This window comes from Citrobacter sp. Cf125 (assembly GCF_030333935.1).
GTDB lineage: Bacteria > Pseudomonadota > Gammaproteobacteria > Enterobacterales > Enterobacteriaceae > Citrobacter > Citrobacter freundii.
In genome coordinates this window covers 1100999-1126561 of the sequence record NZ_JAOWEY010000022.1, presented here as the reverse complement: position 1 = coordinate 1126561, position 25563 = coordinate 1100999, and the positions used below count along the sequence as shown (strand labels likewise).

24 protein-coding genes, 8 tRNA genes and 1 other RNA gene are annotated in these 25563 nt (G+C 52.1%); 18 read left to right on the top strand and 15 right to left on the bottom strand.

Going from position 1 to position 25563, the window contains the following annotated elements; genetic code table 11:
* On the top strand, positions 1-219 hold the full coding sequence (locus OGV89_RS09680) for a DUF3820 family protein (protein WP_003038102.1): 219 nt from the start codon (positions 1-3) through the stop codon (positions 217-219).
* Here OGV89_RS09680 and OGV89_RS09675 read toward each other — a convergent pair.
* Complete coding sequence (locus tag OGV89_RS09675) at positions 216-1214, bottom strand: bile acid:sodium symporter family protein (protein ID WP_003038103.1); 999 nt, start codon at positions 1212-1214, stop codon at positions 216-218. The genes OGV89_RS09680 and OGV89_RS09675 overlap by 4 nt on opposite strands.
* An 89-nt stretch (positions 1215-1303) precedes the next feature.
* On the opposite strand from OGV89_RS09675, the gene OGV89_RS09670 reads away from it, so the two are divergent.
* Positions 1304-2230 (top strand): LysR family transcriptional regulator, encoded by a 927-nt coding sequence (locus OGV89_RS09670; protein WP_046670126.1) that lies wholly within the window; start codon positions 1304-1306, stop codon positions 2228-2230.
* Between the two features lie 25 nt (positions 2231-2255).
* On the opposite strand, the gene OGV89_RS09665 is transcribed toward OGV89_RS09670, so the two are convergent.
* On the bottom strand, positions 2256-3017 hold the full coding sequence (locus OGV89_RS09665; RefSeq protein ID WP_003847297.1) for a nucleoside-specific channel-forming Tsx family protein: 762 nt from the start codon (positions 3015-3017) through the stop codon (positions 2256-2258).
* Between the two features lie 255 nt (positions 3018-3272).
* On the opposite strand from OGV89_RS09665, the gene xapA reads away from it, so the two are divergent.
* The 4 genes from xapA to OGV89_RS09645 are packed head-to-tail and all read left to right on the top strand — an operon-like array spanning position 3273 to position 6571.
* The gene (gene xapA, locus OGV89_RS09660; RefSeq protein WP_003847299.1) at positions 3273-4106 is read left to right on the top strand and encodes a xanthosine phosphorylase; all 834 of its coding nucleotides are present in this window, start codon (positions 3273-3275) and stop codon (positions 4104-4106) included.
* Between the two features lie 56 nt (positions 4107-4162).
* Positions 4163-5419, top strand: a complete 1257-nt coding sequence (locus tag OGV89_RS09655; protein ID WP_003847301.1) for a nucleoside permease — start codon at positions 4163-4165, stop codon at positions 5417-5419.
* A 57-nt stretch (positions 5420-5476) separates the two neighbouring features.
* Complete coding sequence (locus OGV89_RS09650; RefSeq protein WP_003847305.1) at positions 5477-5635, top strand: XapX domain-containing protein; 159 nt, start codon at positions 5477-5479, stop codon at positions 5633-5635.
* Between the two features lie 51 nt (positions 5636-5686).
* Positions 5687-6571 carry a LysR family transcriptional regulator gene (locus tag OGV89_RS09645; protein WP_003847307.1) on the top strand — a complete coding sequence of 295 codons (885 nt, stop codon included), beginning with the start codon at positions 5687-5689 and terminating at the stop codon, positions 6569-6571.
* A 137-nt stretch (positions 6572-6708) separates the two neighbouring features.
* On the opposite strand, the gene OGV89_RS09640 is transcribed toward OGV89_RS09645, so the two are convergent.
* From OGV89_RS09640 to OGV89_RS09610, 7 genes are all read right to left on the bottom strand, one after another.
* A non-coding RNA gene (locus tag OGV89_RS09640) (RtT sRNA) lies at positions 6709-6835 on the bottom strand.
* Between the two features lie 29 nt (positions 6836-6864).
* Positions 6865-6940: transfer RNA gene (locus OGV89_RS09635), tRNA-Lys, on the bottom strand.
* A gap of 4 nt (positions 6941-6944) precedes the next feature.
* Positions 6945-7020, bottom strand: a tRNA-Val gene (locus OGV89_RS09630).
* A gap of 47 nt (positions 7021-7067) precedes the next feature.
* A tRNA-Val gene (locus OGV89_RS09625) sits at positions 7068-7143 on the bottom strand.
* 47 nt (positions 7144-7190) lie between these two features.
* A tRNA-Val gene (locus tag OGV89_RS09620) sits at positions 7191-7266 on the bottom strand.
* A 47-nt stretch (positions 7267-7313) separates the two neighbouring features.
* Positions 7314-7389, bottom strand: a tRNA-Val gene (locus tag OGV89_RS09615).
* A 46-nt stretch (positions 7390-7435) separates the two neighbouring features.
* Positions 7436-7511, bottom strand: a tRNA-Val gene (locus tag OGV89_RS09610).
* A 258-nt stretch (positions 7512-7769) separates the two neighbouring features.
* Here OGV89_RS09610 and gltX point away from each other — a divergent pair.
* Positions 7770-9185 (top strand): glutamate--tRNA ligase, encoded by a 1416-nt coding sequence (gene gltX, locus OGV89_RS09605; RefSeq protein ID WP_286558548.1) that lies wholly within the window; start codon positions 7770-7772, stop codon positions 9183-9185.
* Positions 9186-9241: 56 nt separating this feature from the next.
* Here gltX and OGV89_RS09600 read toward each other — a convergent pair whose 3' ends face one another.
* On the bottom strand, positions 9242-9634 hold the full coding sequence (locus tag OGV89_RS09600) for a MerR family transcriptional regulator (RefSeq protein ID WP_003028279.1): 393 nt from the start codon (positions 9632-9634) through the stop codon (positions 9242-9244).
* A 1-nt stretch (position 9635) separates the two neighbouring features.
* Positions 9636-9998: a YfeC-like transcriptional regulator gene (locus tag OGV89_RS09595; RefSeq protein WP_003028277.1), complete on the bottom strand. Its 363-nt coding sequence runs from the start codon at positions 9996-9998 to the stop codon at positions 9636-9638.
* 221 nt (positions 9999-10219) lie between these two features.
* Here OGV89_RS09595 and OGV89_RS09590 point away from each other — a divergent pair.
* Both OGV89_RS09590 and OGV89_RS09585 read left to right on the top strand, forming a co-directional pair.
* Positions 10220-10295 (top strand) — tRNA-Ala (locus OGV89_RS09590).
* Positions 10296-10337: 42 nt separating this feature from the next.
* Positions 10338-10413: transfer RNA gene (locus OGV89_RS09585), tRNA-Ala, on the top strand.
* Between the two features lie 144 nt (positions 10414-10557).
* Here OGV89_RS09585 and nupC read toward each other — a convergent pair.
* Complete coding sequence (gene nupC / locus OGV89_RS09580; protein WP_003028275.1) at positions 10558-11760, bottom strand: nucleoside permease NupC; 1203 nt, start codon at positions 11758-11760, stop codon at positions 10558-10560.
* A gap of 272 nt (positions 11761-12032) precedes the next feature.
* Between nupC and OGV89_RS23015 the strand changes: the two genes are divergently transcribed.
* A complete protein-coding gene (locus OGV89_RS23015) occupies positions 12033-12107 on the top strand; it encodes a hypothetical protein (protein ID WP_418219455.1) in 75 nt (24 codons plus the stop codon).
* Positions 12104-13342 carry an Nramp family divalent metal transporter gene (locus OGV89_RS09575; protein WP_003028272.1) on the top strand — a complete coding sequence of 413 codons (1239 nt, stop codon included), beginning with the start codon at positions 12104-12106 and terminating at the stop codon, positions 13340-13342. The genes OGV89_RS23015 and OGV89_RS09575 overlap by 4 nt, the downstream gene beginning before the upstream one ends.
* A 32-nt stretch (positions 13343-13374) precedes the next feature.
* Here OGV89_RS09575 and ypeC read toward each other — a convergent pair whose 3' ends face one another.
* Both ypeC and mgrA read right to left on the bottom strand, forming a co-directional pair.
* A complete protein-coding gene (ypeC, locus tag OGV89_RS09570; RefSeq protein WP_003839243.1) occupies positions 13375-13707 on the bottom strand; it encodes a DUF2502 domain-containing protein YpeC in 333 nt (110 codons plus the stop codon).
* 137 nt (positions 13708-13844) lie between these two features.
* Positions 13845-14834: an L-glyceraldehyde 3-phosphate reductase gene (mgrA, locus tag OGV89_RS09565; RefSeq protein ID WP_054528628.1), complete on the bottom strand. Its 990-nt coding sequence runs from the start codon at positions 14832-14834 to the stop codon at positions 13845-13847.
* A gap of 181 nt (positions 14835-15015) precedes the next feature.
* Between mgrA and OGV89_RS09560 the strand changes: the two genes are divergently transcribed.
* Positions 15016-16668, top strand: a complete 1653-nt coding sequence (locus tag OGV89_RS09560) for an alpha-keto acid decarboxylase family protein (RefSeq protein WP_003028261.1) — start codon at positions 15016-15018, stop codon at positions 16666-16668.
* On the opposite strand, the gene OGV89_RS09555 is transcribed toward OGV89_RS09560, so the two are convergent.
* The gene (locus OGV89_RS09555; protein ID WP_204529132.1) at positions 16669-17904 is read right to left on the bottom strand and encodes an ion channel protein; all 1236 of its coding nucleotides are present in this window, start codon (positions 17902-17904) and stop codon (positions 16669-16671) included.
* A gap of 204 nt (positions 17905-18108) precedes the next feature.
* Here OGV89_RS09555 and glk point away from each other — a divergent pair, with 204 nt between their 5' ends.
* The 6 genes from glk to ptsP all read left to right on the top strand — a co-directional run bounded on the left by glk (position 18109) and on the right by ptsP (position 25523).
* Complete coding sequence (gene glk / locus OGV89_RS09550) at positions 18109-19074, top strand: glucokinase (protein WP_046670120.1); 966 nt, start codon at positions 18109-18111, stop codon at positions 19072-19074.
* Between the two features lie 192 nt (positions 19075-19266).
* Positions 19267-19593 (top strand): PTS fructose transporter subunit IIB, encoded by a 327-nt coding sequence (locus OGV89_RS09545; RefSeq protein WP_003028254.1) that lies wholly within the window; start codon positions 19267-19269, stop codon positions 19591-19593.
* Positions 19594-19613: 20 nt separating this feature from the next.
* Positions 19614-20861, top strand: coding sequence for a PTS fructose transporter subunit IIC (locus tag OGV89_RS09540; RefSeq protein ID WP_003028252.1), 1248 nt, complete (start codon positions 19614-19616; stop codon positions 20859-20861).
* Between the two features lie 17 nt (positions 20862-20878).
* Positions 20879-21964, top strand: coding sequence for an aminopeptidase (ypdF, locus tag OGV89_RS09535; RefSeq protein WP_003845011.1), 1086 nt, complete (start codon positions 20879-20881; stop codon positions 21962-21964).
* Positions 21964-23004: an aminopeptidase gene (ypdE, locus tag OGV89_RS09530; RefSeq protein ID WP_286558545.1), complete on the top strand. Its 1041-nt coding sequence runs from the start codon at positions 21964-21966 to the stop codon at positions 23002-23004. Before ypdF ends, ypdE begins: the two co-directional genes overlap by 1 nt.
* Before the next feature lie 23 nt (positions 23005-23027).
* On the top strand, positions 23028-25523 hold the full coding sequence (ptsP, locus tag OGV89_RS09525) for a phosphoenolpyruvate--protein phosphotransferase (RefSeq protein WP_286558544.1): 2496 nt from the start codon (positions 23028-23030) through the stop codon (positions 25521-25523).
* Positions 25524-25563: the final 40 nt, after the last annotated feature.

Genomic DNA, 25563 nt, shown 5'->3' with positions numbered 1-25563 from the left:
ATGGAAAAAGAGCAGCTGGTTGAAATCGCCAATACCGTGATGCCCTTTGGCAAATATAAAGGGCGTCGGCTGATTGATGTACCGGAAGAGTATCTGCTGTGGTTTGCCCGTAAGGATGAATTCCCGCCGGGCAAGCTCGGCGAACTGATGCAAATCACGCTGCTGATTAAAACTGAAGGGCTGACGCAACTGGTGCAGCCCCTGAAACGCCCACTTTAAGCCTTTGCGGCGCGGCTTTTCTGCTGCGCCTGTAATGCGTCCGTCTGTTGCTTGTAGCGACGTGCCAGCACCGCACAAACCATCAACTGAATTTGATGGAAGATCATCAGCGGCAGCACCATCATTCCTATCACTGACGTCGGGAACAGAATATTTGCCATTGGGATCCCATTCGCCAGGCTCTTTTTCGATCCGCAAAAGACAATGGTGATCTCATCGGCCTTGTTGAAGCCGCATTTACGCGCAACAAAGACGTTGATGCCAATCACGATTGCCAGCAATACGATGCTGACCACCACGATAAACAGCAGTGAGCCAATCCCCACTTTGTGCCAGATCCCGTTAACCACGGCTTCACTGAAGGCGGAGTAAACCACCAGTAAAATGGATGATTGATCCGTTTTTGCAATCCATTTTTTATGTCGGGACACCCAGTTACCAATCCACGGACGCGAAAGATGTCCCAGTACGAACGGCAGCAGCAGCTGCAGCATGATTTTCCCCACCTGCTCCAGGCTGCCTTCTGCGCCATGCATATTCATGACCAGGCCAACAAGCAACGGCGAGAGAAAAATACCCAGCAGGCTGGAGGCCGAAGCGGAACACACGGCGGCGGCAACGTTCCCCCCCGCCAGCGACGTAAAGGCGATTGCCGACTGCACCGTGGCCGGCAAAATACACAGGTACAGGAAACCGGTGTACAGCATCGGGTCAACATTAACCGGCGCCCACCAGGCGAACAGAACGCCCAGCACCGGGAAAACAACAAACGTGCTGCACATCACCCACAGATGCAAACGCCAGTGACTACCGCCGGCAATAATTGCCTCACGAGAGAGCTTGGCCCCGTGCATAAAAAACAGCAGGGCAATGGCGGCGGTGGTTAAGCCTTCAAAGAAAGGCACAAAGCCACCTTCGGCTGGGAAAAAGGACGCCAGTAATACGACCGTAATCAACGTAATCGTGAACGGATCAAGGATACGAAAAAGTTTCATAAAAGCTCCTGAAATTCAGTAGCAACATTTTGCGTTTTTCCATTTGAGAAATAAAATTGATTTATTGCATCCATATATGAATCGAATAGATGAATTACTCTCTGCGTCAGCTCCGTATCTTTGTTACCGTCGCTCAGGCCAAAAGCTTTAGCCGGGCGGGGGATATTATTGGCTTAAGCCAGTCTGCGGTCAGCCACAGCGTTAAAGAGCTTGAAGCTCAGACGGGGGTGCGGTTGTTAGATAGAACAACGCGGGAAGTGGTGCTGACGGAAGCGGGGCACCAGTTGGCGACGCGGCTGGAACGTATTCTGGATGAACTGCACAGCACGCTGCGTGAAGCAGGCCAGGTGGGGACACAGTTAACCGGAACGGTGCGTGTTGCCGCCAGCCAGACAATCTCTGCTCACCTTATTCCACAGTGTATTGCCCAGAGTAATGAGCTTTATCCTGCGATCGATTTTGTGCTGCACGACAGGCCCCAGCAGTGGGTGCTGGAAAGTATTCGCCAGGGAGAGGTGGATTTTGGCATTGTGATAGATCCTGGTGCTGTGACCGACCTGCAGTGTGAAGCCGTACTGTCCGAACCGTTCCTGCTGCTGTGTCGCGAGGATCATCCGTTAGCCCAACGTGAGTGGGTGAACTGGCAGGATTTGTATCACGAACGTTTGGTGTTACAGGATTACGCTTCCGGTAGTCGACCGCTGATCGATGCGGCGTTGGCCCATTTTTCCATTGATGCCAACATCGTTCAGGAGATTGGTCATCCCGCCACGCTGTTCCCGATGGTGGAGGCGGGGATTGGCATCAGTGTGCTGCCCGCGCTGGCGCTCCCCTTACCGCAGGGCAGTCACTTGCAGGTTAAGCGCCTGACGCCGGTAGTTGAACGGCAACTGATGCTGGCTCGACGTAAAAACCGCTCTTTATCAACCGCGGCTCAGGCGCTGTGGGACGTGGTGCGTATGCAGGCCAGTGAATTAACCGCTGGTCGTGCCCGCGATCCGTTGTATCAGATATAAATATCTGCCCGACTGGGCTAATGTGTTAGAACAAGTATTTAAGAGAATAAATAATACCGTCCTGCAGGAATGATTCTCCCAGTTTATTATCTGCGTAACGATACTGAATACCTGCGGTAAGATGTGGCGTCGCGTTCCACCAGAAAGCGACTGCGCCGTTGATTCCGTCCTTACCGCCATTACCTGCCGCGTAGGTTTCATTGCGGTCAAATTCGTATTCATTCCAGTTCGTTACGCTGAATTTCTCGCTGCCAAGCGAGAAGCTATATCCGGCCACCCAGCCCATTACATAACCATTATCCCCAGTATAATATGTCTGATCGGTATAACGTTTGGCAAAGAAGGGCTTAAACCAATAACCATTGCCTGTGAAATTATAACCTAACCCATAGAGAAACATATCATCATGGAAGTTAGCACGATTCGGCGAACCATAAGTTCCGTAAGCATGCAGATAGAGATTTAACCCCGTATCACCAAGATATATACGGTTGGTATTTTTGAAAGTGTAACGCTGTTCGCTGCCGGGTTTAGCGTGACGACCATTGTAGAAATTCTCCCAATCGAAGAAGCCGTACATTTCTCCCCAGCTAAAGTTCGCTCCGCCTTCAAGCTCCAGATAACCAAAGTCATCTTTATGTGATTTTTTACTGGTTTTTTCTGTAGTCTCTGATGTCCAGTCGAGATAATGCAGGCCGATATCGGCAAATCCACTTTTATATTCCGCATGGGATAGTGCGGGAATAATGAGTAAAGATGACAGCGTCAGAGTAAAGAATTTTTTCATAGCATATTTCCCTATGCCAATAGTTATTAATAGATTAATTAAAAATAAGTGATTTATAAAAATACAAACAGCATATTGTTATGATAAAGAGTAGATAACTACCAATACTGTTTTGTATCTTTATTAATACAGAAGCGATCTAAATCCATCGATATCAAATGACTATTGATAGCACCTGAAAAGTGTATTGGTCAGCACAGGTCGAAGGTCGTTATAAAAAGGAGTCAAATTTAATCCGATAGAACAAGGATATTTATGTCTCACGCTCTTTTTTCTCATAATCCTGAGTATTGTGTTGATATTATTCGTGCATATGCACCGGAGTTTACCCCGCGAGTTGCGTTTATTTTGGGTTCTGGACTAGGTGCGCTGGCGGAGCAAATTGAGAATGCGGTCGCCATCTCCTATGAAAAACTTCCCGGTTTTCCTGTGAGCACCGTTCACGGCCATGCTGGAGAACTGGTGCTCGGTCATCTGGCGGGTGTTCCTGTTGCTTGTATGAAAGGGCGTGGACATTTTTATGAAGGTCGGGGTATGAAGGTTATGACCGACGCCATTCGCACGCTGAAATTGCTGGGTTGTGAAGTATTGTTCTGTACAAATGCGGCAGGATCACTGCGTCCTGAAGTTGGCCCAGGAAGTCTGGTGACGTTGTGTGATCACATTAACACTATGCCGGGTACGCCGATGGTTGGAGCGAATGATGAGCGTTTTGGCGATCGCTTTTTCTCGCTGGCAAATGCTTACGATGCAGATTACCGAGCCATTCTTCAGGCCGTTGCGGCAGAGGAGGGATTCCCTCTCACCGAAGGCGTATTTGTTTCTTATCCGGGGCCGAACTTCGAAACTGCGGCAGAAATACGCATGATGCAGATTATTGGCGGCGATGTGGTCGGAATGTCAGTGGTGCCGGAAGTTATTACCGCACGTCATTGTGGTCTCAAAGTTGTTGCCGTCTCTGCGATCACCAATCTGGCGGAAGGGTTAGGAGATGTAAAACTGTCCCATGCTCAGACACTGGCTGCGGCTGAGTTGTCCCGTCAGAACTTTATTAATCTGATTTGCGGTTTTTTACGCAAATTGGCCTAAACACACAATAGCAAAGGTTCCTTTTGGGAGCCTTACCTCACGGCAAGGAATAAAAAATGGGTATTACGTCCCGCTTAAAAATCATGTCGTTTTTGCAATATTTTATCTGGGGTAGCTGGCTGGTTACCCTGGGTTCTTACATGATTAACACCCTGGATTTTACCGGCGCGAATGTGGGTATGGTCTACAGCTCGAAAGGGCTGGCAGCGATTATTATGCCAGGCATTATGGGGATCATCGCCGATAAGTGGCTGCGTGCCGAACGTGCTTATATGCTGTGCCACCTGGTGTGTGCTGGCGCGTTACTCTATGCCACCACGGTTACTGATTCTGATACCATGTTCTGGGTGATGTTAGTTAATGCTATGGCCTATATGCCGACGATTGCGTTATCGAATAGTGTTTCCTACTCCTGCCTGGCAAAAGCCGGCCAGGATCCGGTGACGGCATTTCCGCCTGTACGTGTTTTTGGCACGATAGGTTTTATTGTGGCCATGTGGACGGTGAGTCTGATGGGCCTGGAACTCAGCAACGCGCAATTGTATATCGCCTCTGGAGCTTCGCTGCTGCTGGCTCTGTATGCGCTGACGTTGCCGAAAATTCCGGTTGCAGAGAAAAAAGAGTCCGCCACGCTGGCCAGTAAACTGGGGCTGGATGCGTTTGTTTTGTTTAAAAATCCGCGCATGGCAATTTTCTTTTTGTTTGCCATGATGCTGGGGGCGGTGTTGCAAATCACCAACGTCTTTGGCAATCCGTTCCTGCATGATTTTGCCCGTAACCCTGAGTTTGCCAACAGCTTTGTGGTGAAATATCCCTCCATTTTGCTGTCAGTTTCGCAGATGGCGGAAGTGGGTTTTATCCTCACTATTCCATTCTTCCTTAAACGCTTTGGCATTAAAACAGTGATGCTGATGAGTATGCTGGCGTGGACGCTGCGCTTTGGCTTTTTTGCCTTTGGCGATCCGTCTCCGTTTGGCTTTGTACTGCTGCTGATGTCGATGATCGTTTACGGCTGCGCGTTTGATTTCTTCAACATCTCCGGCTCGGTTTTTGTCGAGCAGGAGGTTGACTCAAGCATTCGCGCCAGCGCTCAGGGGCTGTTTATGACAATGGTAAACGGCGTTGGTGCGTGGGTGGGGTCAATCCTGAGCGGGATGGCGGTGGACTATTTTTCTGTCGATGGCGTCAAGGATTGGCAAACTATCTGGCTGGTATTTGCCGCTTATGCTTTGGCATTGGCAATTGTTTTTGCGTTGTTCTTTAAATATCAACACCATCCAGAAAAATTGTCGACTAAATCATTGGCTCATTAAAATTATTTAACTGGCGAGGGGATGCTCGCCAGTTCATTTCACAAACAAGGATTCCACGTGAAAGAAATCATTCTATCCTCAGGCATTGGGTTTGGCATTGGGGCATTATTTACTTTATGCCGAATACCCATTCCTGCACCAAATGTTTTACCTGGGGTTTTATCTATTGTGTTTATGTATATTGGGTATCTTGTCGTTAAATCTATTTTTTACTAAGCAATGTGGTAGATTCCAGACGTTATCCCTTATACCTGGAGTGCAACAGTGATGGAACGAGCTCACCGAATCGATCTGAAGTTATTGCGTTATTTTCTCGCTGTTGCAGAAGAATTGCATTTTGGCCGGGCTGCTGCCCGGTTAAATATGTCACAACCTCCCCTGAGTATTCATATCAAAGAACTTGAACAGCAACTTGGTACCTTGTTATTTATTCGCCATTCTCGCAGCGTTGCGTTAACTCATGCCGGGAAAATTCTGATGGAGGAGTCGCGTCGTTTGTTAGCCAATGCAAATCAGGCTATGGCGAGAGTGGAGCAGATTGGTCGCGGCGAAGCGGGGCGTATTGAACTGGGTGTGGTTGGTACGGCGCTGTGGGGAAGAATGCGTCCTGCAATGCACCATTTTTTGAAAGCAAATCCCAATGTTGAAGTACTGTTTCGCGAAAAATCGCCAGGTATGCAAATGGCGTTATTAGAGCGTCGGGAGCTTGATGCAGGGATCTGGCGTATGGCTATTGAACCAACGGTTGGTTTTACCAGCTTACGTCTGCATGAATCTTCATTCATGGTTGCAGTACCGGAAGATCACATTCTGGCCTCCAGGGATGCTGTTCCGCTGGCGGCGCTGCGCAACGAATATTTTGTCACGCTTCCATCCGTACATTCCGATTGGGGATTTTTGCAACGCGTATGTCAGCAGGCAGGCTTCTCGCCAATGATTATTCGTGAGGTTGTTGAGCCCCAGACAGTACTGGCAATGATCAGTATGGGAATCGGGATTACGTTAATGGCTGATGGTTATGCACAAATGAACTGGCCTGGCGTAATATTCCGGCCATTAGAGGAACGTATTCCGGCGGATTTGTATATTGTCTATGAACAACAGCAGGCTACACCCGCGCTGGAGAAACTGGTGGCGGCTTTGACGGTATGATGTCTGTGCCGGATGGCGACTAACGTCTTATCCGGCCTACGAAGAGAGTATTGTCGGTAGGCCTGATAAGCGTAGCGCATCAGGCAGTTGTATAAATCGCAGATAGCAAAAAGGCGCCGCCAGCGCCCTTTTTACATTGGTGGGTCGTGCAGGATGACTCGCTTCGCTCGCCCTTCGGGCCGTCGCCGTAACCGGCTCCGTTGTTTCGCTGCGCTCAACACCGAACCTGCCGCAGGTTCGAATCTTACAAATCGCAGATAGCAAAAAGGCGCCTTTAGGGCGCCTTTTTACATTGGTGGGTCGTGCAGGATTCGAACCTGCGACCAATTGATTAAAAGTCAACTGCTCTACCAACTGAGCTAACGACCCGAAGTGGTGGGTGATGACGGGATCGAACCGCCGACCCCCTCCTTGTAAGGGAGGTGCTCTCCCAGCTGAGCTAATCACCCACTTCGGTACTTCAATTTTATCGTAAGAAATCCAGCTGGCGAGAAAGTGGTGGGTGATGACGGGATCGAACCGCCGACCCCCTCCTTGTAAGGGAGGTGCTCTCCCAGCTGAGCTAATCACCCACTTCGGTACTTCAATTTTATCGTAAGAAATCCAGCTGGCGAGAAAGTGGTGGGTGATGACGGGATCGAACCGCCGACCCCCTCCTTGTAAGGGAGGTGCTCTCCCAGCTGAGCTAATCACCCACTTCGGTACTTCAATTTTATCGTAAGAAATCCAGCTGGCGAGAAAGTGGTGGGTGATGACGGGATCGAACCGCCGACCCCCTCCTTGTAAGGGAGGTGCTCTCCCAGCTGAGCTAATCACCCACTTCTCAATTTCTTACTCTACACGGCGGAGACTACATAAAGTAGTTGGTGGGTGATGACGGGTTCGAACCGCCGACCCCCTCCTTGTAAGGGAGGTGCTCTCCCAGCTGAGCTAATCACCCCCGCTGTGTGGAGTCGCATTATAGGGAGAGTTGAAAATGAGTCAACGCATTTTCTAAAGAATTTGTTCGTTCGTCGTAAATTTAAACAAAACGATCGCAAATCAATCCATGCAGCATGATTTGTATACGAAAATGGCAAAGCGTGATGTTCCAACCTGAACAACATTGAGGAATCAGACCACAGTGATAGAATACGAGCCTGATAATCTTCCCAGGATTTGCCGGTTGTCGGCATCTTTATAAACGTAAGGCCATTTCATGAAAATCAAAACTCGCTTCGCGCCAAGCCCGACAGGTTACCTGCACGTCGGTGGTGCGCGTACTGCTCTATATTCCTGGCTTTTTGCACGTAACCATGACGGTGAGTTTGTGCTGCGTATTGAAGACACCGATCTCGAACGCTCCACTCCGGAAGCTATTGAAGCCATTATGGATGGCATGAACTGGCTGAATCTGGAATGGGATGAAGGCCCGTACTTCCAGACCAAACGTTTTGATCGCTACAACGCCGTGATTGATGAGATGCTGGAAGCCGGTACCGCGTATAAATGCTACTGCTCCAAAGAACGTCTGGACGCGCTGCGTGAAGAGCAGATGGCAAACGGTGAGAAGCCTCGTTACGACGGTCGCTGCCGCCACGGTCATGAACATCATGCTGATGATGAACCATGCGTGGTGCGTTTTGCCAACCCGCAGGATGGATCCGTTATTTTTGATGACCAGATCCGTGGGCCGATCGAATTCAGCAACCAGGAGCTGGACGATCTGATCATCCGCCGTACCGACGGTTCCCCGACCTACAACTTCTGTGTGGTGGTCGACGACTGGGATATGGAAATCACTCACGTTATTCGTGGTGAAGACCATATCAACAACACTCCGCGTCAAATAAACATCCTGAAAGCGCTGAATGCGCCGGTACCGGTTTATGCACACGTGTCGATGATCAACGGCGACGATGGTAAAAAACTTTCTAAACGTCACGGTGCGGTCAGCGTTATGCAGTATCGCGACGACGGTTACCTTCCGGAAGCGCTGCTGAACTATCTGGTGCGTCTGGGCTGGTCCAGCGGCGATCAGGAAATCTTCACCCGTGAAGAGATGATCAAACTGTTCTCCCTTGGTGCGGTGAGCAAGTCTGCCAGTGCGTTCAACACCGAAAAACTGCAGTGGCTTAACCATCACTACATTAATACGCTGGCACCGGAATATGTGGCAACGCATCTGCAATGGCACATTGAGCAGGAAAATATCGACACTCGCGTCGGCCCGCAGCTGTCTGAGCTGGTTAAACTGCTGGGTGAGCGCTGCAAAACGCTGAAAGAGATGGCGCAGAGCTGCCGTTACTTCTACGAAGATTTTGCTGAGTTCGACGCGGACGCCGCGAAGAAACACCTGCGTCCGGTAGCACGTCAGCCGCTGGAAGTGGTTCGCGATAAACTGGCTGCTATCAGCGAGTGGACGGCAGAAAACGTGCACCACGCGATTCAGGCGACCGCTGATGAGCTGGAAGTGGGGATGGGTAAAGTTGGGATGCCGCTGCGCGTAGCCGTAACCGGTGCGGGTCAGTCTCCGGCGTTAGACGTCACAGTGCATGCGATTGGTAAATCCCGCAGCATTGAGCGTATTAATAAAGCGCTGGCGTTTATTGCTGAGCGTGAAAGCCAGCAGTAAGCTCGGTTGAGCGATGAAACAACGGCAGGAGCGCATCCTGCCGTTTTTTTTGCCTGTTATTCAGACTCATCAATACCCAGACGGGTAAGGAAAGTGCGAATACCTTCGCGAGAAATATACATTGCCAGCTTTTCTTGTTCAGTTGGGGACATGTTGTCCAGTGCGCTAATTATCTGGCGACAGGCGTGGCTACGCACCACGTGGTTGTATTCTGCCAACGGTTCCTCTGCCTGATAAATTTCAGGTACTTTGCGAAAAGCCGGAATATTGAGCAGAAACGTGCGGACGCTGGAGTCGATATGAATCAGCCTTGCACGACCCCCTTTAACGCCGGGAAACTTTTCGGTGGTCCAGTTTTGTTCTCTGATCCAACGATTGACGGTTTGTTTGGCAACTCCGAGACAGTCCGCCAGTTCTTCGGTCGTCATTTTGCTGCGTAATTTTTTCATATTATTTGTTGTCGCGGATCCCTAAGCGTTGTAATAAACCCGTAATGCCTTCACGCAGGATCAGTGACGTAAACATTTTCTGTTCTGACGGAGTCATCTCTTTGGCGAGCCTAATCAGTAGAGCTTCGATAGAGGTATCGCCTGATAACGATAAATTATCTGATAAACCTTCGGCTGAACGCTCAGCGCTGCGAATGTATTCACGAACTTGTTCGGTGACGTGAACCAGACGCGCTTTACCGCCCTGTACGCCTGGTTTTGGTGATGTAGCCCAACCCTCCTTGCGCACCCATTTATTGATGGTCTGTCGGCTGTATCCGGTCAGATTAGCAAGTTCTTCTGGCGTCATCCGTTCCTTGAACATAACGATTCCCTGAATAGTCGTGGGGTTAATTAGTGGCTCATTTTATAGCACCATTTTAGTAGAAACCGTGACGCGTTTAACTACTGAATGCGAGTTGTTGCGCAATGTTCTTCATTTGACTGCTTTTTCAGCGATTGAATTCTATGAGTTAATTTTGCCGTTGACACACGCGAAGGGAATTCATATGATGCCGCCCGTCAACTCGACAAGCTTTACGTAATGGGGCTATAGCTCAGCTGGGAGAGCGCTTGCATGGCATGCAAGAGGTCAGCGGTTCGATCCCGCTTAGCTCCACCAAATTTTATCCCAACGAATTTGGTATATACGTAAAAGCATCGTGGGGCTATAGCTCAGCTGGGAGAGCGCTTGCATGGCATGCAAGAGGTCAGCGGTTCGATCCCGCTTAGCTCCACCAAAATTTAAACCCTCGCTGAAAAGCGGGGGTTTTTTGTTTCTGCATCCTGTCGATTCTTACCGGTATCTCTCTGCTCTGCTGAATAGCAGGCATAAAAAAGCCGGGGAAATTCCCCGGCCTTATTACTACGACGTTGTCTTACGCTTACAGCACCAGTGCTGCGATAGATGCAGACAGTACGCTCACCAGCGTAGAGCCGTACACCAGCTTCAGACCAAAGCGGGAAACTACGTTACCTTGCTCTTCGTTCAGACCTTTAATCGCACCGGCGATAATACCGATAGAAGAGAAGTTAGCGAAGGAGACCAGGAACACAGAGATGATGCCTTCAGCGCGCGGAGAGAGCGTAGAGGCGATTTTCTGCAGGTCCATCATCGCAACGAATTCGTTGGAAACAAGTTTTGTCGCCATGATACTGCCCACCTGCAGCGCTTCGCTGGACGGAACACCCATTACCCATGCAACCGGATAGAAGATGTAACCCAGGATGCCCTGGAAGGAGATGCTGTAGCCAAACCAGCCGGTCACGGTGGCAAACAGTGCGTTCAGGGCAGCAATCAGCGCGATGAAACCAATCAGCATCGCCGCAACGATAATTGCCACTTTGAAACCTGCCAGGATGTATTCACCCAGCATTTCGAAGAAGCTCTGACCTTCATGCAGGTTAGACATCTGGATATTTTCTTCGCTGGCATCAACGCGGTAAGGGTTGATCAGCGACAGCACGATAAAGGTGCTGAACATGTTCAGTACCAGCGCCGCAACAACGTACTTCGGCTCCAGCATGGTCATGTACGCGCCGACGATAGACATGGAAACGGTAGACATCGCCGTTGCAGCCATGGTGTACATACGGTTGCGAGACATTTTGCCGAGAATATCTTTATAGGCGATAAAGTTCTCGGACTGACCCAGGATCAGAGAGCTGACGGCGTTGAAGGATTCCAGCTTGCCCATACCGTTCACTTTGGAAAGCAGGTAACCAATTGCGCGGATAATAACCGGCAGCACACGGATATGCTGAAGGATACCGATCAGGGCGGAGATAAAGACGATAGGGCACAGCACTTTCAGGAAGAAAAATGCCAGGCCTTGATCATTCATGCTGCCGAAGACGAAGTTCGTCCCCTCGTTGGCAAAACCGAGCAGTTTTTCGAACATTTCGGAGAAGCCTTTTACGAAGCCCAGGCCGACGTTGGAGTTCAGGAAGAACCACGCCAGTAACACTTCAATAACAAGCAGTTGAATAACATAACGAATGCGAATCTTTTTACGGTCACTGCTTACCAGCAGCGCAAGGATCGCAACAACGGCCAATGCCAATACAAAATGAAGGACGCGGTCCATATTTGCTCCAAATATGAGGCAGGTTTAGTTTTCGTGCACATTCTATGTAACAACCATAAAGAAAACGAGATCAAACACACACTATAATAAGGACCTGTGACGAGATTCAAAATTAGTGATCGGTGATACACTTCCGTTATGCTTTGTATCGAAGTGAAAAGTTATGTCATTGTGCTAATCTATAACAATAATTAAACATTTTACCGTTTTTCCCAGAATCCTTATCGATCCATAGACAAACACTATCAGAGAAATCAACTTCACCCATCAAAATGAATTTGATAATCATTCTCAATAGGCGTAGCTTGAAACATAGCAAAGGCTATGTTTCTGAGGCACTAAAATGACTAACGATCGCGTTGAGAGTAGCAGTGGACGGGCAGCGCGCAAGTTGAAGCTCGCATTAATGGGACCTGCGTTCATCGCAGCGATCGGCTATATCGATCCGGGCAACTTCGCCACCAACATCCAGGCAGGGGCCAGCTTTGGCTATAAACTGTTGTGGGTGGTGGTCTGGGCAAATCTGATGGCGATGCTGATCCAGGTGCTATCGGCAAAGCTTGGCATTGCCACGGGTAAAAATCTGGCGGAACAAATTCGCGATCACTATCCTCGTCCGGTGGTGTGGTTCTACTGGGTGCAGGCCGAAATTATCGCCATGGCGACAGACCTTGCTGAATTCATTGGTGCCGCGATTGGCTTTAAGTTGATCCTCGGCGTGTCGTTATTGCAGGGGGCCGTGCTCACCGGTATCGCGACTTTTTTGATTCTGATGTTGCAGCGCCGCGGGCAAAAACCGCTGGAAAAAGTGATTGGCGGCTTGCTGCTGTTTGTGGCTGCGGCTTACATTGTGGAATTGATCTTTTCCCAGCCGAACTTCGCGCAACTTAGCAAGGGGATGGTTATCCCGAGCCTACCTAATTCCGAAGCGGTGTTCCTCGCCGCTGGCGTGCTCGGCGCGACTATCATGCCGCATGTCATTTATCTGCACTCTTCCTTAACCCAGCATCTGCACGGCGGAACACGTCAACAGCGCTATGCGGCCACGAAATGGGATGTGGCTATCGCCATGACGATTGCCGGATTTGTCAATCTGGCGATGATGGCGACGGCTGCCGCTGCATTTCATTTTAGCGGGCATACCGGTATTGCCGATCTCGATCAAGCGTATCTGACCCTTGAACCGCTGTTGAGTCACGCTGCGGCGACAGTGTTCGGTTTAAGCCTGGTGGCTGCGGGACTTTCCTCTACCGTGGTCGGTACGCTGGCGGGGCAGGTGGTGATGCAAGGGTTTATCCGTTTTCACATTCCGCTTTGGGTTCGCCGTACGGTCACCATGATGCCATCCTTTATTGTGATTCTGATGGGATTAGATCCAACGCGTATTCTGGTGATGAGCCAGGTGTTGCTCAGTTTTGGTATTGCACTGGCGCTGGTGCCGCTGTTGATTTTCACCAGCAACAGTCAGCTGATGGGCGATTTGGTGAATACCCGATGGGTAAAACAGGTAGGCTGGGTGATTGTTGTGCTGGTGGTGACGCTCAATATCTGGCTGTTGGTAGGAACCGCGCTCGGTTTGTAAAAACAAAAGGGCCCGCGGGCCCTTTTGTTACATTAATGGTGGTGTCCGTGACCTCGGCCCTTTCCGCGACCGCGGTGGTCGTCACGGTCATTCCAGCCTTCACGGTAGCCGCGCTCATAAGCTTTGCGTTTATCCCAACCGCGATGATAGCCATTGTCATGACGCCACCAGCGATTTTTGCGCCACTCATAGTTATGGTGCCAGTAATCCCGGTCGCGCCAGCGGCCGCCATCCCAGTAGTTACCGTAGTTATCGCGATCGCCAATTTGCAATTTTATTGATGGCAGCAGGGTGATTTCGCCAGCGTTCGCGGCCAGCGGTGTAAAAGCCAATAAGACTGCCGCCAGAATCAGTGACCTGAACATGTTTTCTCTCCTTCACGATCGAGCCGTAGCCGGCCTGTTAATACAATATTACGGGGCAGTAAAGCCCCGTTTCATCGCCTTAACTCTTAAATCGCAAGTGAGAGCACTTTTTGTTAATAAATGTGTCTTTATTTCAATCAACTCAGGATAGCATCAATCTCCGCGCACTCTTCAGACGTAAAGTGACGGTTTGCCAGCATGCCGACAGCGTCTTCAATCTGCGCCGTTTTACTCGCGCCAATCAGCACTGACGTGACTTTGTCATCCCGTAACACCCATGCCAGCGCCATCTGGGAAAGCTTTTGCCCGCGTTGTTCTGCCAGCGCATTCAGCGCCCGCACCTTCTCCAGTTTCTCTGGCGTAATGTGATCCGGGTTCAGGAAACGGCTGCCGCTTGCCGCACGAGAATCCGCAGGAATGCCGTTCAGGTAGCGGTCGGTTAACTGTCCGCCAGCCAGCGGTGAGAAGGCGATACTGCCGACACCTTTTTCCTGTAGCAACGACAGCAGACCGCCTTCGACCCAACGTTCAAACATGGAATATTTGGGCTGGTGAATAAGGCATGGCGTACCTAAATCGTCGAGTATTTCAATCGCCTGCCTGGCAAGATCTGCCGGATAGTTAGATAACCCGACGTACAGGGCTTTGCCCTGACGGACGATGTGATCCAGTGCGCGCATGGTTTCTTTGAGCGGTGTTTCAGGGTCGGGGCGATGGTGGTAGAAAATATCGACATACTCCAGTCCCAGGCGCTTCAGGCTTTGATCGAGACTGGCAATCAGATATTTGCGTGAACCCCAGTCACCGTAGGGACCTTCCCACATGGTGTAGCCCGCTTTAGTGGAGATAATAAGTTCATCTCGCCACGGTAAAAAATCTTCCTGCAGGATCCGACCAAAATTCCGTTCTGCCGAACCCGGCGGTGGACCATAGTTATTTGCCAGATCAAAATGGTTGATCCCCAGATCGAATGCGCGCTGTAACAATGCCCGACTGTTTTCGACCTGTGTGGTATCGCCAAAATTGTGCCACAAACCCAGCGAGACAATCGGCAGTTTAAGGCCGCTCTGACCGCAGCGGCGGTACTCCATTGTCTGATAACGATTTTCATCTGCGTGATAAACCATGTCACCCCCTTCCACAATGCGTGTGTCTTTCAGTGTATACGGTTACACCGTCTATTCTTCAATGAATTTTTACCGCCAAAACTGTAAATCCTGCTTTCCACCCCTTCACAGCTACTTTCCTGGACAGTCATCACAGTTCTTCGATACTCAACATGAGGTTACCGTCAGAAGGATAGCTGTCATGCAAACCCCGTATTCCGTTGCTGATTATCTGCTGGACAGGCTGGCAGGCTGTGGCGTCGGCCATCTCTTTGGTGTGCCAGGCGATTATAATTTGCAGTTTCTTGACCACGTGATTGAACATCCCAACGTATGTTGGGTCGGGTGTGCGAACGAGTTGAATGCGGCTTATGCGGCAGATGGCTATGCACGGGTCTCCGGGGTAGGGGCGCTGCTCACCACGTTTGGTGTGGGCGAGTTAAGTGCGATTAACGGTATTGCAGGAAGTTATGCGGAATATGTTCCTGTTTTGCATATTGTTGGCGCGCCCTGTCGCGGTGCACAGCGTCGTGGGGAGTTGATGCATCACACGCTGGGTGATGGTGACTTTCAACATTTTTACCGTATGCAGCAGGCGGTGACGACGGCGAGCGCGGTACTGGATGAACAAAACGCCTGTTATGAAATTGACCGCGTGTTGCGAGCAATGCTCATCGAACGCAGACCGGGCTATCTGATGTTACCTGCTGATGTGGCAAAACAGCCCGCCACACCACCGAATGACATCCTGATTGTTCCTCTGAGCGAGCCGGAGAGCAGTGTGGCAGAAGCGTTTCGCTACCATGCCCGTGAACGATTGTTGGACAGCCCGCGCGTCGCGCTGCTCGCGGACTTTCTCGCGCTACGTTTTGGTCTGCAGCCGGTTTTACAGCGCTGGATGGCGGAAACGCCGATGGCCCACGCCACGTTGTTGATGGGCAAAGGGCTGTTCGATGAACGTCATCCGGCGTTTGTTGGCACATACAGTGCCGGAGCCAGTAGCGATTATGTTCGTCTGGCTATCGAAGATGCCGACACGATATTTTGTGTCGGCACACAATTTGTCGACACCCTGACCGCCGGGTTTACGCAACAGCTACCGCAGGAGCGCACCATTGATGTTCAGCCACATGCCTCACGGATTGGAACCAGCTGGTTTAACATCCCGATGGAGCAGGCGGTCACCACATTGCGGGAGCTGTGTCTGGAAATGTCGTTTTCACTGCCGCCAGAACGTCCGCCAGTTGCGCGCATTCAGGTTGAGAAGGGGCCTCTGACGCAGGAAAACTTCTGGCATACGGTGCAGCAGTATCTGGCGCCTAATGACATTATCCTCGTCGATCAGGGAACCGCCGCCTTTGGCGCGGCTGCGCTCTCATTACCTTGCGGGGCGGAAGTACTGGTTCAACCGTTGTGGGGATCTATTGGCTACGCGCTACCGGCGGCATTCGGCGCGCAAACGGCCTGTCCGGACCGTCGGGTGATCCTGATTATTGGCGATGGCGCGGCGCAGCTCACCATTCAGGAGCTGGGCTCCATGCTCAGAGACGGGCAATCACCCGTTATTTTACTCCTCAACAATGACGGCTATACCGTGGAGCGGGCCATACACGGGGCAAATCAGCGCTATAACGATATCGCCGCCTGGAGTTGGACGTTGGTGCCACAGGCGTTTAGTCGTGAATGTCAGGCGGAATGCTGGCGGGTGACGCAGGCGGTACAGCTGGAGGAAGTTTTGGCCAGGCTGTCCCATCCGCAACGATTATCGTTAATTGAGGTAGTGCTACCGAAAGCCGATCTTCCTGAATTATTGCGCACGGTGACCCGTGCGCTGGAATCTCGCAACGGCGGATAGCTATTTATCAGGGCGCTCAGCGACCATCAACGGCTTGCCTGCCAGCAGCAGCCAGGCGGGCAGCATGACGATGCACAGCAGCGGCAGCAGGGTGGTATCTGGTACCACCACTGCTGCCATAAACAGGCTCAGCCAGGCGTCGCGGGTGACGACCAGCACCAGCCCGAGGATAGAGCAAGAAACCGTGATGGCAGCCGGCACCGCTTCAACATGGGCGTGCAGCATCAGACCCAAGGCGACACCAACGAATACCGCCGGGAAGATTCGCCCTCCGCGAAAACCACTCGCTGCCGCAACTACTAACGCCGCCAGCTTGATTACGGCGAGCATGAAATAATCCGATGTCCCCAGCGTTTGGCTAAACGCCATCTGCTGCATTTCGTCCAGTCCCTTAAACAAGGTAAGCGGCCCGCCGATAACACCCAAAATTCCAAGGATAAAACCGCCTGCCCCGAGGATCAGTACCGGGTGTTTTAATCGATGCATTAAATGGTGCAAACGTGGCAGACACCAGACGGCTACCATTCCGGCAGCAATAGCGATGGCGGCAACAACCGCGCCGCTGAGGATATCGATCAAGTGCATCTGCGTGTAGTGCGCGATGGGCAGTGAAAAATGGGGGTGAAAAAACAGGCTGGTGGTTAGTGAACCCGCGGCCGCTGCCATTAACGGCGCAAACAGGCGATCCCACAAGGGCACATCGTTTGAGCTATTCAGCGTTTGCGAAAATACCAGCGCAGCGGCAACGGGGGTGCCAAATAGCGCGCCGATGGTGCCGGCAGAGGCGAGAATGGTCCAGTCCAGTTTCGCAATGCGGGGAAACATGCGGCTACCAAGTGCCACTGCCAGAGCGATATTTACGGTCATGATGGGGTGTTCCGGACCCAGACTGACGCCACCCGCGAGGCCAAGGATTAGCGCTGCCAGCAGGCCCGGTAGTGCTGACGTTGGCACCGGCATACCAATTAACGGTTCACAGGCCGGATCCGGACCTGCGTGACCATGGCTGTAACGGATAACTAACCCGACCATGATCCCCGTGAGCGTCAGCATACCGATAATCCAGACCGGAGAGTCCTGGGCTATACCGATGCTAACAGGCAGACGTTCCCACAAAAACTGCTGTAAAACGGAAGCCACTTTCATCACAACGATCAACACCAGGCTGGACGCTATGCCAATGATTAGCGCAGGGGTTGATAGCAAGAGCATCGTTCTGGCTCGCGGATGGAGCATTTTCTATTCCTTAAAACAGAGTCATAGACATAGTTTGCACAGCATGCCTGACGGCATCGCTGCAAATGATGCTGAAACGATAAAGTAATTGTGTGATCTGGATCGATTTTCCACGGGCATCAGCCTTCAGACCGTTGTTGTTATGTCCCCATGAACTTACAGTGTGGCAAAGATTTAATCTGACTTTAGCGGAGCAGTGGAAGAATGACAAAATATGCTTTAGTAGGGGATGTTGGCGGCACCAACGCGCGTCTTGCTCTGTGCGATATTGCCAGCGGCGAGATTTCGCAGGCAAAAACCTATTCCGGGCTGGATTACCCCAGTCTGGAGGCCGTGGTGCGCGTGTACCTGGATGAGCATAGCGTCAGCGTTGAAGATGGCTGCATTGCCATTGCCTGTCCGATTACTGGCGACTGGGTGGCAATGACCAACCATACCTGGGCATTCTCTATTGCTGAGATGAAAAAAAATCTGGGCTTTAGCCATCTGGAAATCATCAATGATTTCACCGCCGTGTCGATGGCGATCCCGATGCTGAAAAAAGAGCATTTGATCCAGTTTGGTGGCGCGGAACCTATTGAAGGTAAACCGATAGCCGTCTATGGAGCAGGAACCGGGCTCGGTGTGGCGCATCTGGTGCATGTGGACAAACGCTGGGTAAGCCTGCCCGGTGAAGGCGGTCATGTAGATTTTGCGCCTAACAGCGAAGAAGAAGGAATTATCCTTGAAGTCCTGCGCGCCGAAATTGGCCATGTTTCCGCAGAACGCGTGCTGTCCGGTCCGGGGCTGGTGAATCTGTATCGCGCCATCGTCAAATCAGACGGGCGGTTGCCGGAAAATCTGCAGCCGAAGGATATCACCGCACGGGCGCTGGAAGATTCCTGCATTGACTGTCGTCGGGCGCTGTCGCTGTTCTGCGTCATTATGGGGCGTTTTGGTGGCGATCTGGCGTTAACCCTTGGGACGTTTGGCGGTGTGTACATCGCCGGTGGTATCGTACCGCGCTTCCTCGACTTCTTTAAGGCTTCAGGCTTCCGCGGTGGTTTTGAAGATAAAGGCCGTTTTAAAGCCTACGTGCAGGATATTCCGGTGTACCTGATTGTGCACGATAATCCTGGACTACTTGGCGCAGGTGCGCATTTGCGTCAGACGCTGGGCCATATTCTTTAATTCTTCAATCAGAAATCTGCAAAACCGCGTAAATCACGCGGTTTTTTTTATGCCTGCCGCCCACCTTTCCGACCTTCGTCACACTTCCTGATTGCTGGATTATTTGTCCAGTAAAAGCATTATTTGTCTGATAACGGTTGTTACTTTCCTCGGACCATAATTTCACTCGTTAACTATTACGAGGAAATGATTATGAGTAAAAAATTAATTGCCGTCTGCGCGTGCCCAATGGGGCTGGCCCACACCTTTATGGCAGCTCAGGCGCTGGAAGAAGCCGCGGTTGAAGCCGGTTATGAAGTGAAAATCGAAACCCAGGGTGCTGACGGAATACAAAATCGCCTGACGGCGCAGGATATTGCTGAGGCGACGTTAATCATCCATTCAGTTGCCGTAACTCCAGAAGATAACGAGCGTTTTGAGTCGCGTGATGTCTACGAAATTACGCTACAGGACGCGATAAAAAATGCTGCCGGCATCATTAAAGAGATCGAAGAGATGGTTGCCGCTGAACAACAATAATCATCGACAGGGAATTACATATGGCCATTAAAAAACGCAGTGCAACCGTTGTGCCTGGCGCATCTGGTGCGGCAGCGGCAATAAAAAATCCACCGGCCTCCCGCAATAGCTTCTGGGGCGAACTTCCGCAACATGTGATGTCGGGTATTTCACGCATGGTGCCGACGTTAATTATGGGCGGGGTGATTCTCGCCTTCTCGCAACTGATCGCCTATAGCTGGCTCGATATTCCTGCTGACACTGGCATCATGGATGCGCTGAACAGCGGAAAATTTACCGGTTTTAATCTCTCATTACTGAAGTTTGCCTGGCTGTCGCAATCTTTTGGCGGCGTGCTGTTTGGTTTTGCTATTCCGATGTTTGCCGCGTTTGTCGCCAACTCCATCGGCGGCAAGCTGGCGTTTCCGGCGGGGTTCATCGGTGGGCTGATGTCTACTCAGCCGACACAGATACTGAATTTTGACCCATCAACGCTGCAATGGGTAACCAGTGCTCCGGTTCCGTCAACCTTTATTGGTGCGCTGATTATCTCGATTGTCGCCGGGTATCTGGTGAAGTGGATGAACCAAAAAATCCAGCTGCCTGATTTCCTGCTGGCATTCAAAACCACCTTTTTACTGCCCATTCTCTCCGCCATTTTCGTCATGCTGGCGATGTATTACGTGATAACGCCGTTTGGCGGCTGGATTAACGGCGGGATCCGTACTTTGCTGACGGCGGCTGGCGAGAAAGGCACGCTGATGTACGCGATGGGGATTTCCGCGGCAACGGCGATTGACCTCGGCGGCCCGATTAATAAAGCCGCAGGTTTTGTCGCCTTCAGCTTTACTACCGATCACGTTCTGCCGGTCACCGCGCGCTCTATTGCGATTGTCATTCCGCCGATTGGCCTCGGACTGGCCACGCTTATTGACCGTCGCTTAACCGGCAAACGCCTGTTCAGCGCACAGCTTTACCCGCAGGGGAAAACGGCAATGTTCCTCGCATTTATGGGAATCAGCGAAGGGGCGATCCCGTTTGCACTGGAAAGCCCCATCACCGCAATTCCTTCTTATATGGTTGGCGCCATTGTCGGGTCGACGGCTGCCGTCTGGCTGGGGGCCGTGCAGTGGTTCCCGGAATCCGCTATCTGGGCGTGGCCGCTGGTGACTAACCTCGGCGTCTATATGGCGGGGATCCTGTTAGGTGCGGTGATTACGGCGCTGATGGTGGTGTTCCTTCGCCATCTGATGTATCGCAAAGGCAAGTTGCTGATTGAAAGCCTCTGATTAAAAGGATTGTAACTATGAGCTTACTTGCTTCACTGCGCGACTGGTTAACGGCGCAACAACTCGACGCGATGCTGTTGTCATCACGGCAGAACAAACAGCCGCATATGGGGATCTCCAGCAGTTCAGGGTTTGTGTTTATCAGCCATGAAAGTGCGCATATCCTGGTTGATGCCCGTTACTACACCGATGTTGCCACGCGTACTCAGGGCTATCAGATCCATCGGCTCGATGGAACGCAGACGCTGTATTCGCAGGTGAATCACATTATTGCACACGAAAAGCTGCAGACGGTGGGATTCGAAGGTGAGCAAGTAAGCTGGGAAACGGCGAACGCGTGGTCGGAAAAACTGCGTGCCCGACTGGTGAGCGCCGTACCGGATGTGCTCCGGCAGGTGAAAACGGCGCAGGAAATAGCCTGCATACGCGAAGCCTGCCGGATAGCTGACCTCAGCGCGGAACATATACGACGCTTTATTCAACCCGGTCTCAGTGAGCGCGAAATTGCCGCTGAACTGGAGTGGTTTATGCGCACGCTCGGCGCAGATAAAGCTTCTTTTGACACCATTGTCGCCAGCGGCTGGCGCGGTGCGCTGCCACACGGCAAAGCCAGCGACAAACGTGTTGAGGCGGGTGAGTTCATCACGCTGGATTTTGGCGCGCTGTATCAGGGTTATTGTTCGGATATGACGCGAACCTTTCGCATCCCCGATGCGAACCAGCCAGCGGAAGAAAGCGCGCTGTTTGCCGTGTACCAGATTGTCCTTGCGGCGCAGCGTGCCGCGATGGCGGCAATTCGACCAGGTGCGCGATGCAATGAGGTAGACGCCGCAGCCAGGCGAGTCATTACCCAGTCGGGCTATGGCGATGCATTTGGTCACAACACCGGACATGCTATCGGCATTGAAGTGCATGAAAACCCACGTTTTTCCTCCGATGACACAACACCTCTGGTCGCTGGCATGCTGCTCACCGTTGAGCCGGGTATTTATCTGCCGGGGCAGGGGGGGGTGCGTATTGAAGATGTTGTGCTGGTTACGCCTGACGGCGGCGAGGTGCTCTATACCATGGCGAAAACATTGCTACATACGGGAGAGGCGTAATGGATTTATCGTTACTAAAGGCGCTGAGCGAGGCGGACGCGATCGCCTCGTCAGAACAGGAAGTGCGGCAGATCCTGCTTGAGGAGGCGGATCGTCTTAATAAAGAGGTGCGCTTTGATGGTCTGGGATCGGTGCTGATCCGTCTCAATGAATCAACCGGTCCGAAGGTGATGATCTGCGCGCATATGGATGAAGTGGGATTTATCGTGCGTAGTATTTCCAGCGAAGGGGCGATCGATGTATTGCCGGTGGGAAATGTGCGTATGGCGGCCAGACAACTGCAGCCGGTGCGGATCACCACCCGTGAAGAGAGCAAAATTCCCGGTCTGCTCGACGGAGAGCTATGCGGTAATGAGGTCAATACGCTGCGGGTAGATATTGGCGCGCGATCTTATGATGAGGTACTCCAGGCCGGCGTACGCCCCGGCGATCGCGTCACATTCGACACAACCTTTCAGGTCTTGCCGCACCAGCGAATCATGGGCAAAGCCTTTGATGACCGTCTTGGATGTTATTTGCTGGTGGCGCTACTGCGTGAATGGCATAACGCCATCCTTCCTTGCGAGGTCTGGCTGGTGGCCAGTTCCAGTGAAGAAGTGGGACTGCGCGGAGGACAAACGGCTGCACGCGTTGGCGCACCGGATGTGGCATTTGTGCTGGATACCGCCTGCTGGGCCAAAAACTTTGATTACAGTGTGGCCAACCATCGGCAGCTCGGCAAAGGTCCGATGCTGGTGCTGAGCGATAAATCGCTGATTGCACCGCCAAAGCTGACGGCGTGGGTTGAAAGCGTGGCCGCTGACGCGGGTATTTCCCTGCAGCTCGATATGTTCAGTAACGGCGGCACCGACGGCGGGGCGGTGCACGTAAGCGGCACAGGGATCCCAACGGTTGTCATGGGACCCGCCACACGGTATGGACATTGCGCGGCGTCGATTGCCGACTGCCGGGACATCATCCAGACGCAGCAGCTGTTGTCGGATCTTATTTCACATCTTACGTGCGAAACCGTGGCTCATCTGACGGATTTCAGGTGCTGATTTCGCGCTAATCAGGAGTTGTTATGCTAACGATTCAATTTCTTTGCCCGTTACCCAATGGTCTGCATGCGCGTCCGGCGTGGGAGCTGAAAGAACAGTGCAGCCAGTGGCAAAGTGAGGTGGTATTTATTAATCATCGCCAGAATGCGCGGGCGGATGCGAAAAGCTCGCTGGCGCTGATAGGCACCGGAACGCTTTTTAACGACAGTTGCAGCCTGTCCATTACTGGTCGCGATGAAGAACAGGCCCGGCGAGCGCTGGAGGAGTACCTGCAGCACCGGTTTATTGACAGCGATAGCGTTCAGCCGACCCCGGCGGAACTGGCGGCGCACCCGTTGCCGCGTTCGCTGATTCGCCTCAACCCGGACCTGCTGTACGGCAGCGTGCTGGCAGGGGGCGTGGGAGCAGGTACGCTCACGCTTTGGCAGAGTGATAACCTGGAAAGTTATCGTGCGATTGCGGCGAGTGCGGAAGACAATACCCGGCTGGAGCATAGTCTGGCGACGCTTGCCGAACAGCTCAATCAGCAGCTGCGCGAGCGCGACGGCGAGAGTAAAACCATCCTTAGCGCGCATCTGTCTCTGATTCAGGATGATGAGTTTGCCGGGAATATTCGCCGCTTGATGCTGGAGCAACATCTGGGGCTAGGGGCGGCAATCGTTGCCAATATGGAGCTGGTGTGCGACAAGCTGTCGGCTTCCGGTAGTGATTACCTGCGCGAACGCGTCAGTGATATCCGTGATATCAGCGAACAGTTGCTGCACATCACCTGGCCTGAAAGACGACCGCGTAATGCGCTGGTGCTGAATAAACCGACGATTCTGGTTGCTGAGGATTTGACGCCCAGCCAGTTTTTAAGCCTCGATTTGCAGCATCTGTCTGGCATGATCCTGGAGAAAACGGGGCGCACTTCGCATACCCTGATCCTTGCCCGTGCGTCAGCTATTCCGGTACTTAGCGGCTTGCCGCTGGCGGCCTTTAACCGGTATTCCGGGCAGCATGCGGTACTGGATGCCCGATGTGGGGTATTAGCCATCAATCCAGACGATGCCGTTCGCGGCTATTACGCGATTGCGCAGAAGCTGGCCGATGAATGCCAGCGGCGGCAGGCGCTTGATGCCGCCCAGCCTGCGTTGACCAAAGATCATCAGCGTATTGACGTTGCAGCGAATATCGGTACCGCGCTGGAAGCGCCGGGAGCGTTTGCCAATGGTGCGGAAGGGATTGGGCTGTTTCGTACTGAAATGCTGTTTATGGACCGCGACAGCGCACCTGATGAGCAGGAACAGTTTGAAGCCTACCAGCAGGTCTTACTGGCCGCGGGCGACAAGCCGGTTATCTTTCGCACCATGGATATCGGCGGCGATAAGAACATCCGCTATCTCAATATTCCGCAGGAAGAGAATCCGTTCCTGGGTTATCGCGCGGTGCGGATTTATCCGGAGTTTGCCGGGCTTTTTCGCACTCAATTGCGCGCGATTTTACGGGCGGCGACCTTCGGCAATGCGCAACTGATGATCCCGATGGTGCACAGCCTCGACCAGATTTTATGGGTAAAAAGCGAACTGCAAAAAGCGTTGGTGGCGCTGAAAGCGGACGGCTTACGTCATGCTCCGACAATCTCACTGGGAATTATGGTTGAAGTCCCTTCGGTGTGTTACATCATCGACCATTTCTGTGATGAGGTGGATTTCTTCAGTATTGGCTCAAATGACATGACCCAGTATTTGTACGCCGTTGATCGCAATAACCCGCGCGTTTCGCCGCTGTACAACCCGATTACGCCGTCGTTCCTGCGCATGTTACAGCAGATTGTTCGCGTGGCGCACGAACGCGGTAAATGGGTGGGTATTTGCGGCGAACTGGGCGGTGAAGGACGTTATTTACCGCTGCTTCTGGGCCTCGGGCTGGACGAGCTGAGCATGAGCAGCCCACGTATTCCGGCGGTAAAAAGCCAGCTTCGTCAACTGGACGGTCGGGCATGTCGTGAGCTCGCCATGCAGGCCTGCGAATGCCGTATCGCTCAGGAGATAGAAGATCTGCTAAACCAGTTTGCACCGCAGAAAGATGTGCGTCGGCTGCTGGCGCTGGAGAACATCTTTGTCGGCGAATCTCTGAGTAACAAAGAGCAGGTGATCAAGTTCCTGTGCGGCAATCTTGGCGTTAATGGACGGACTGAACATCCGTTTGAACTGGAAGAGGATGTCTGGCAGCGCGAAGAGATCGTCACCACCGCCGTCGGCTTCGGTGTGGCTATTCCGCACACGAAATCCCAGTGGATCCGCCATTCCAGCATCAGCATTGCCCGGCTTCTGCAGCCCGTTGACTGGCAGTCTGAGATGGGTGATGTAGAACTGGTGATCATGCTGACGCTGGGTGCCGATGAAGGCATAAACCACGTGAAGGTCTTCTCGCAGCTGGCGCGCAAGCTGGTGAACAAGCAGTTCCGCCAGTCGTTGTTTGCCGCTGAAAATGCTGAGAGCATTCTTGCGCTGCTGGAGGCAGAACTGACGTTTTAAGTTTGACAGCAAGAGTGGATAAGCGGGTCAGAAAGGGAAA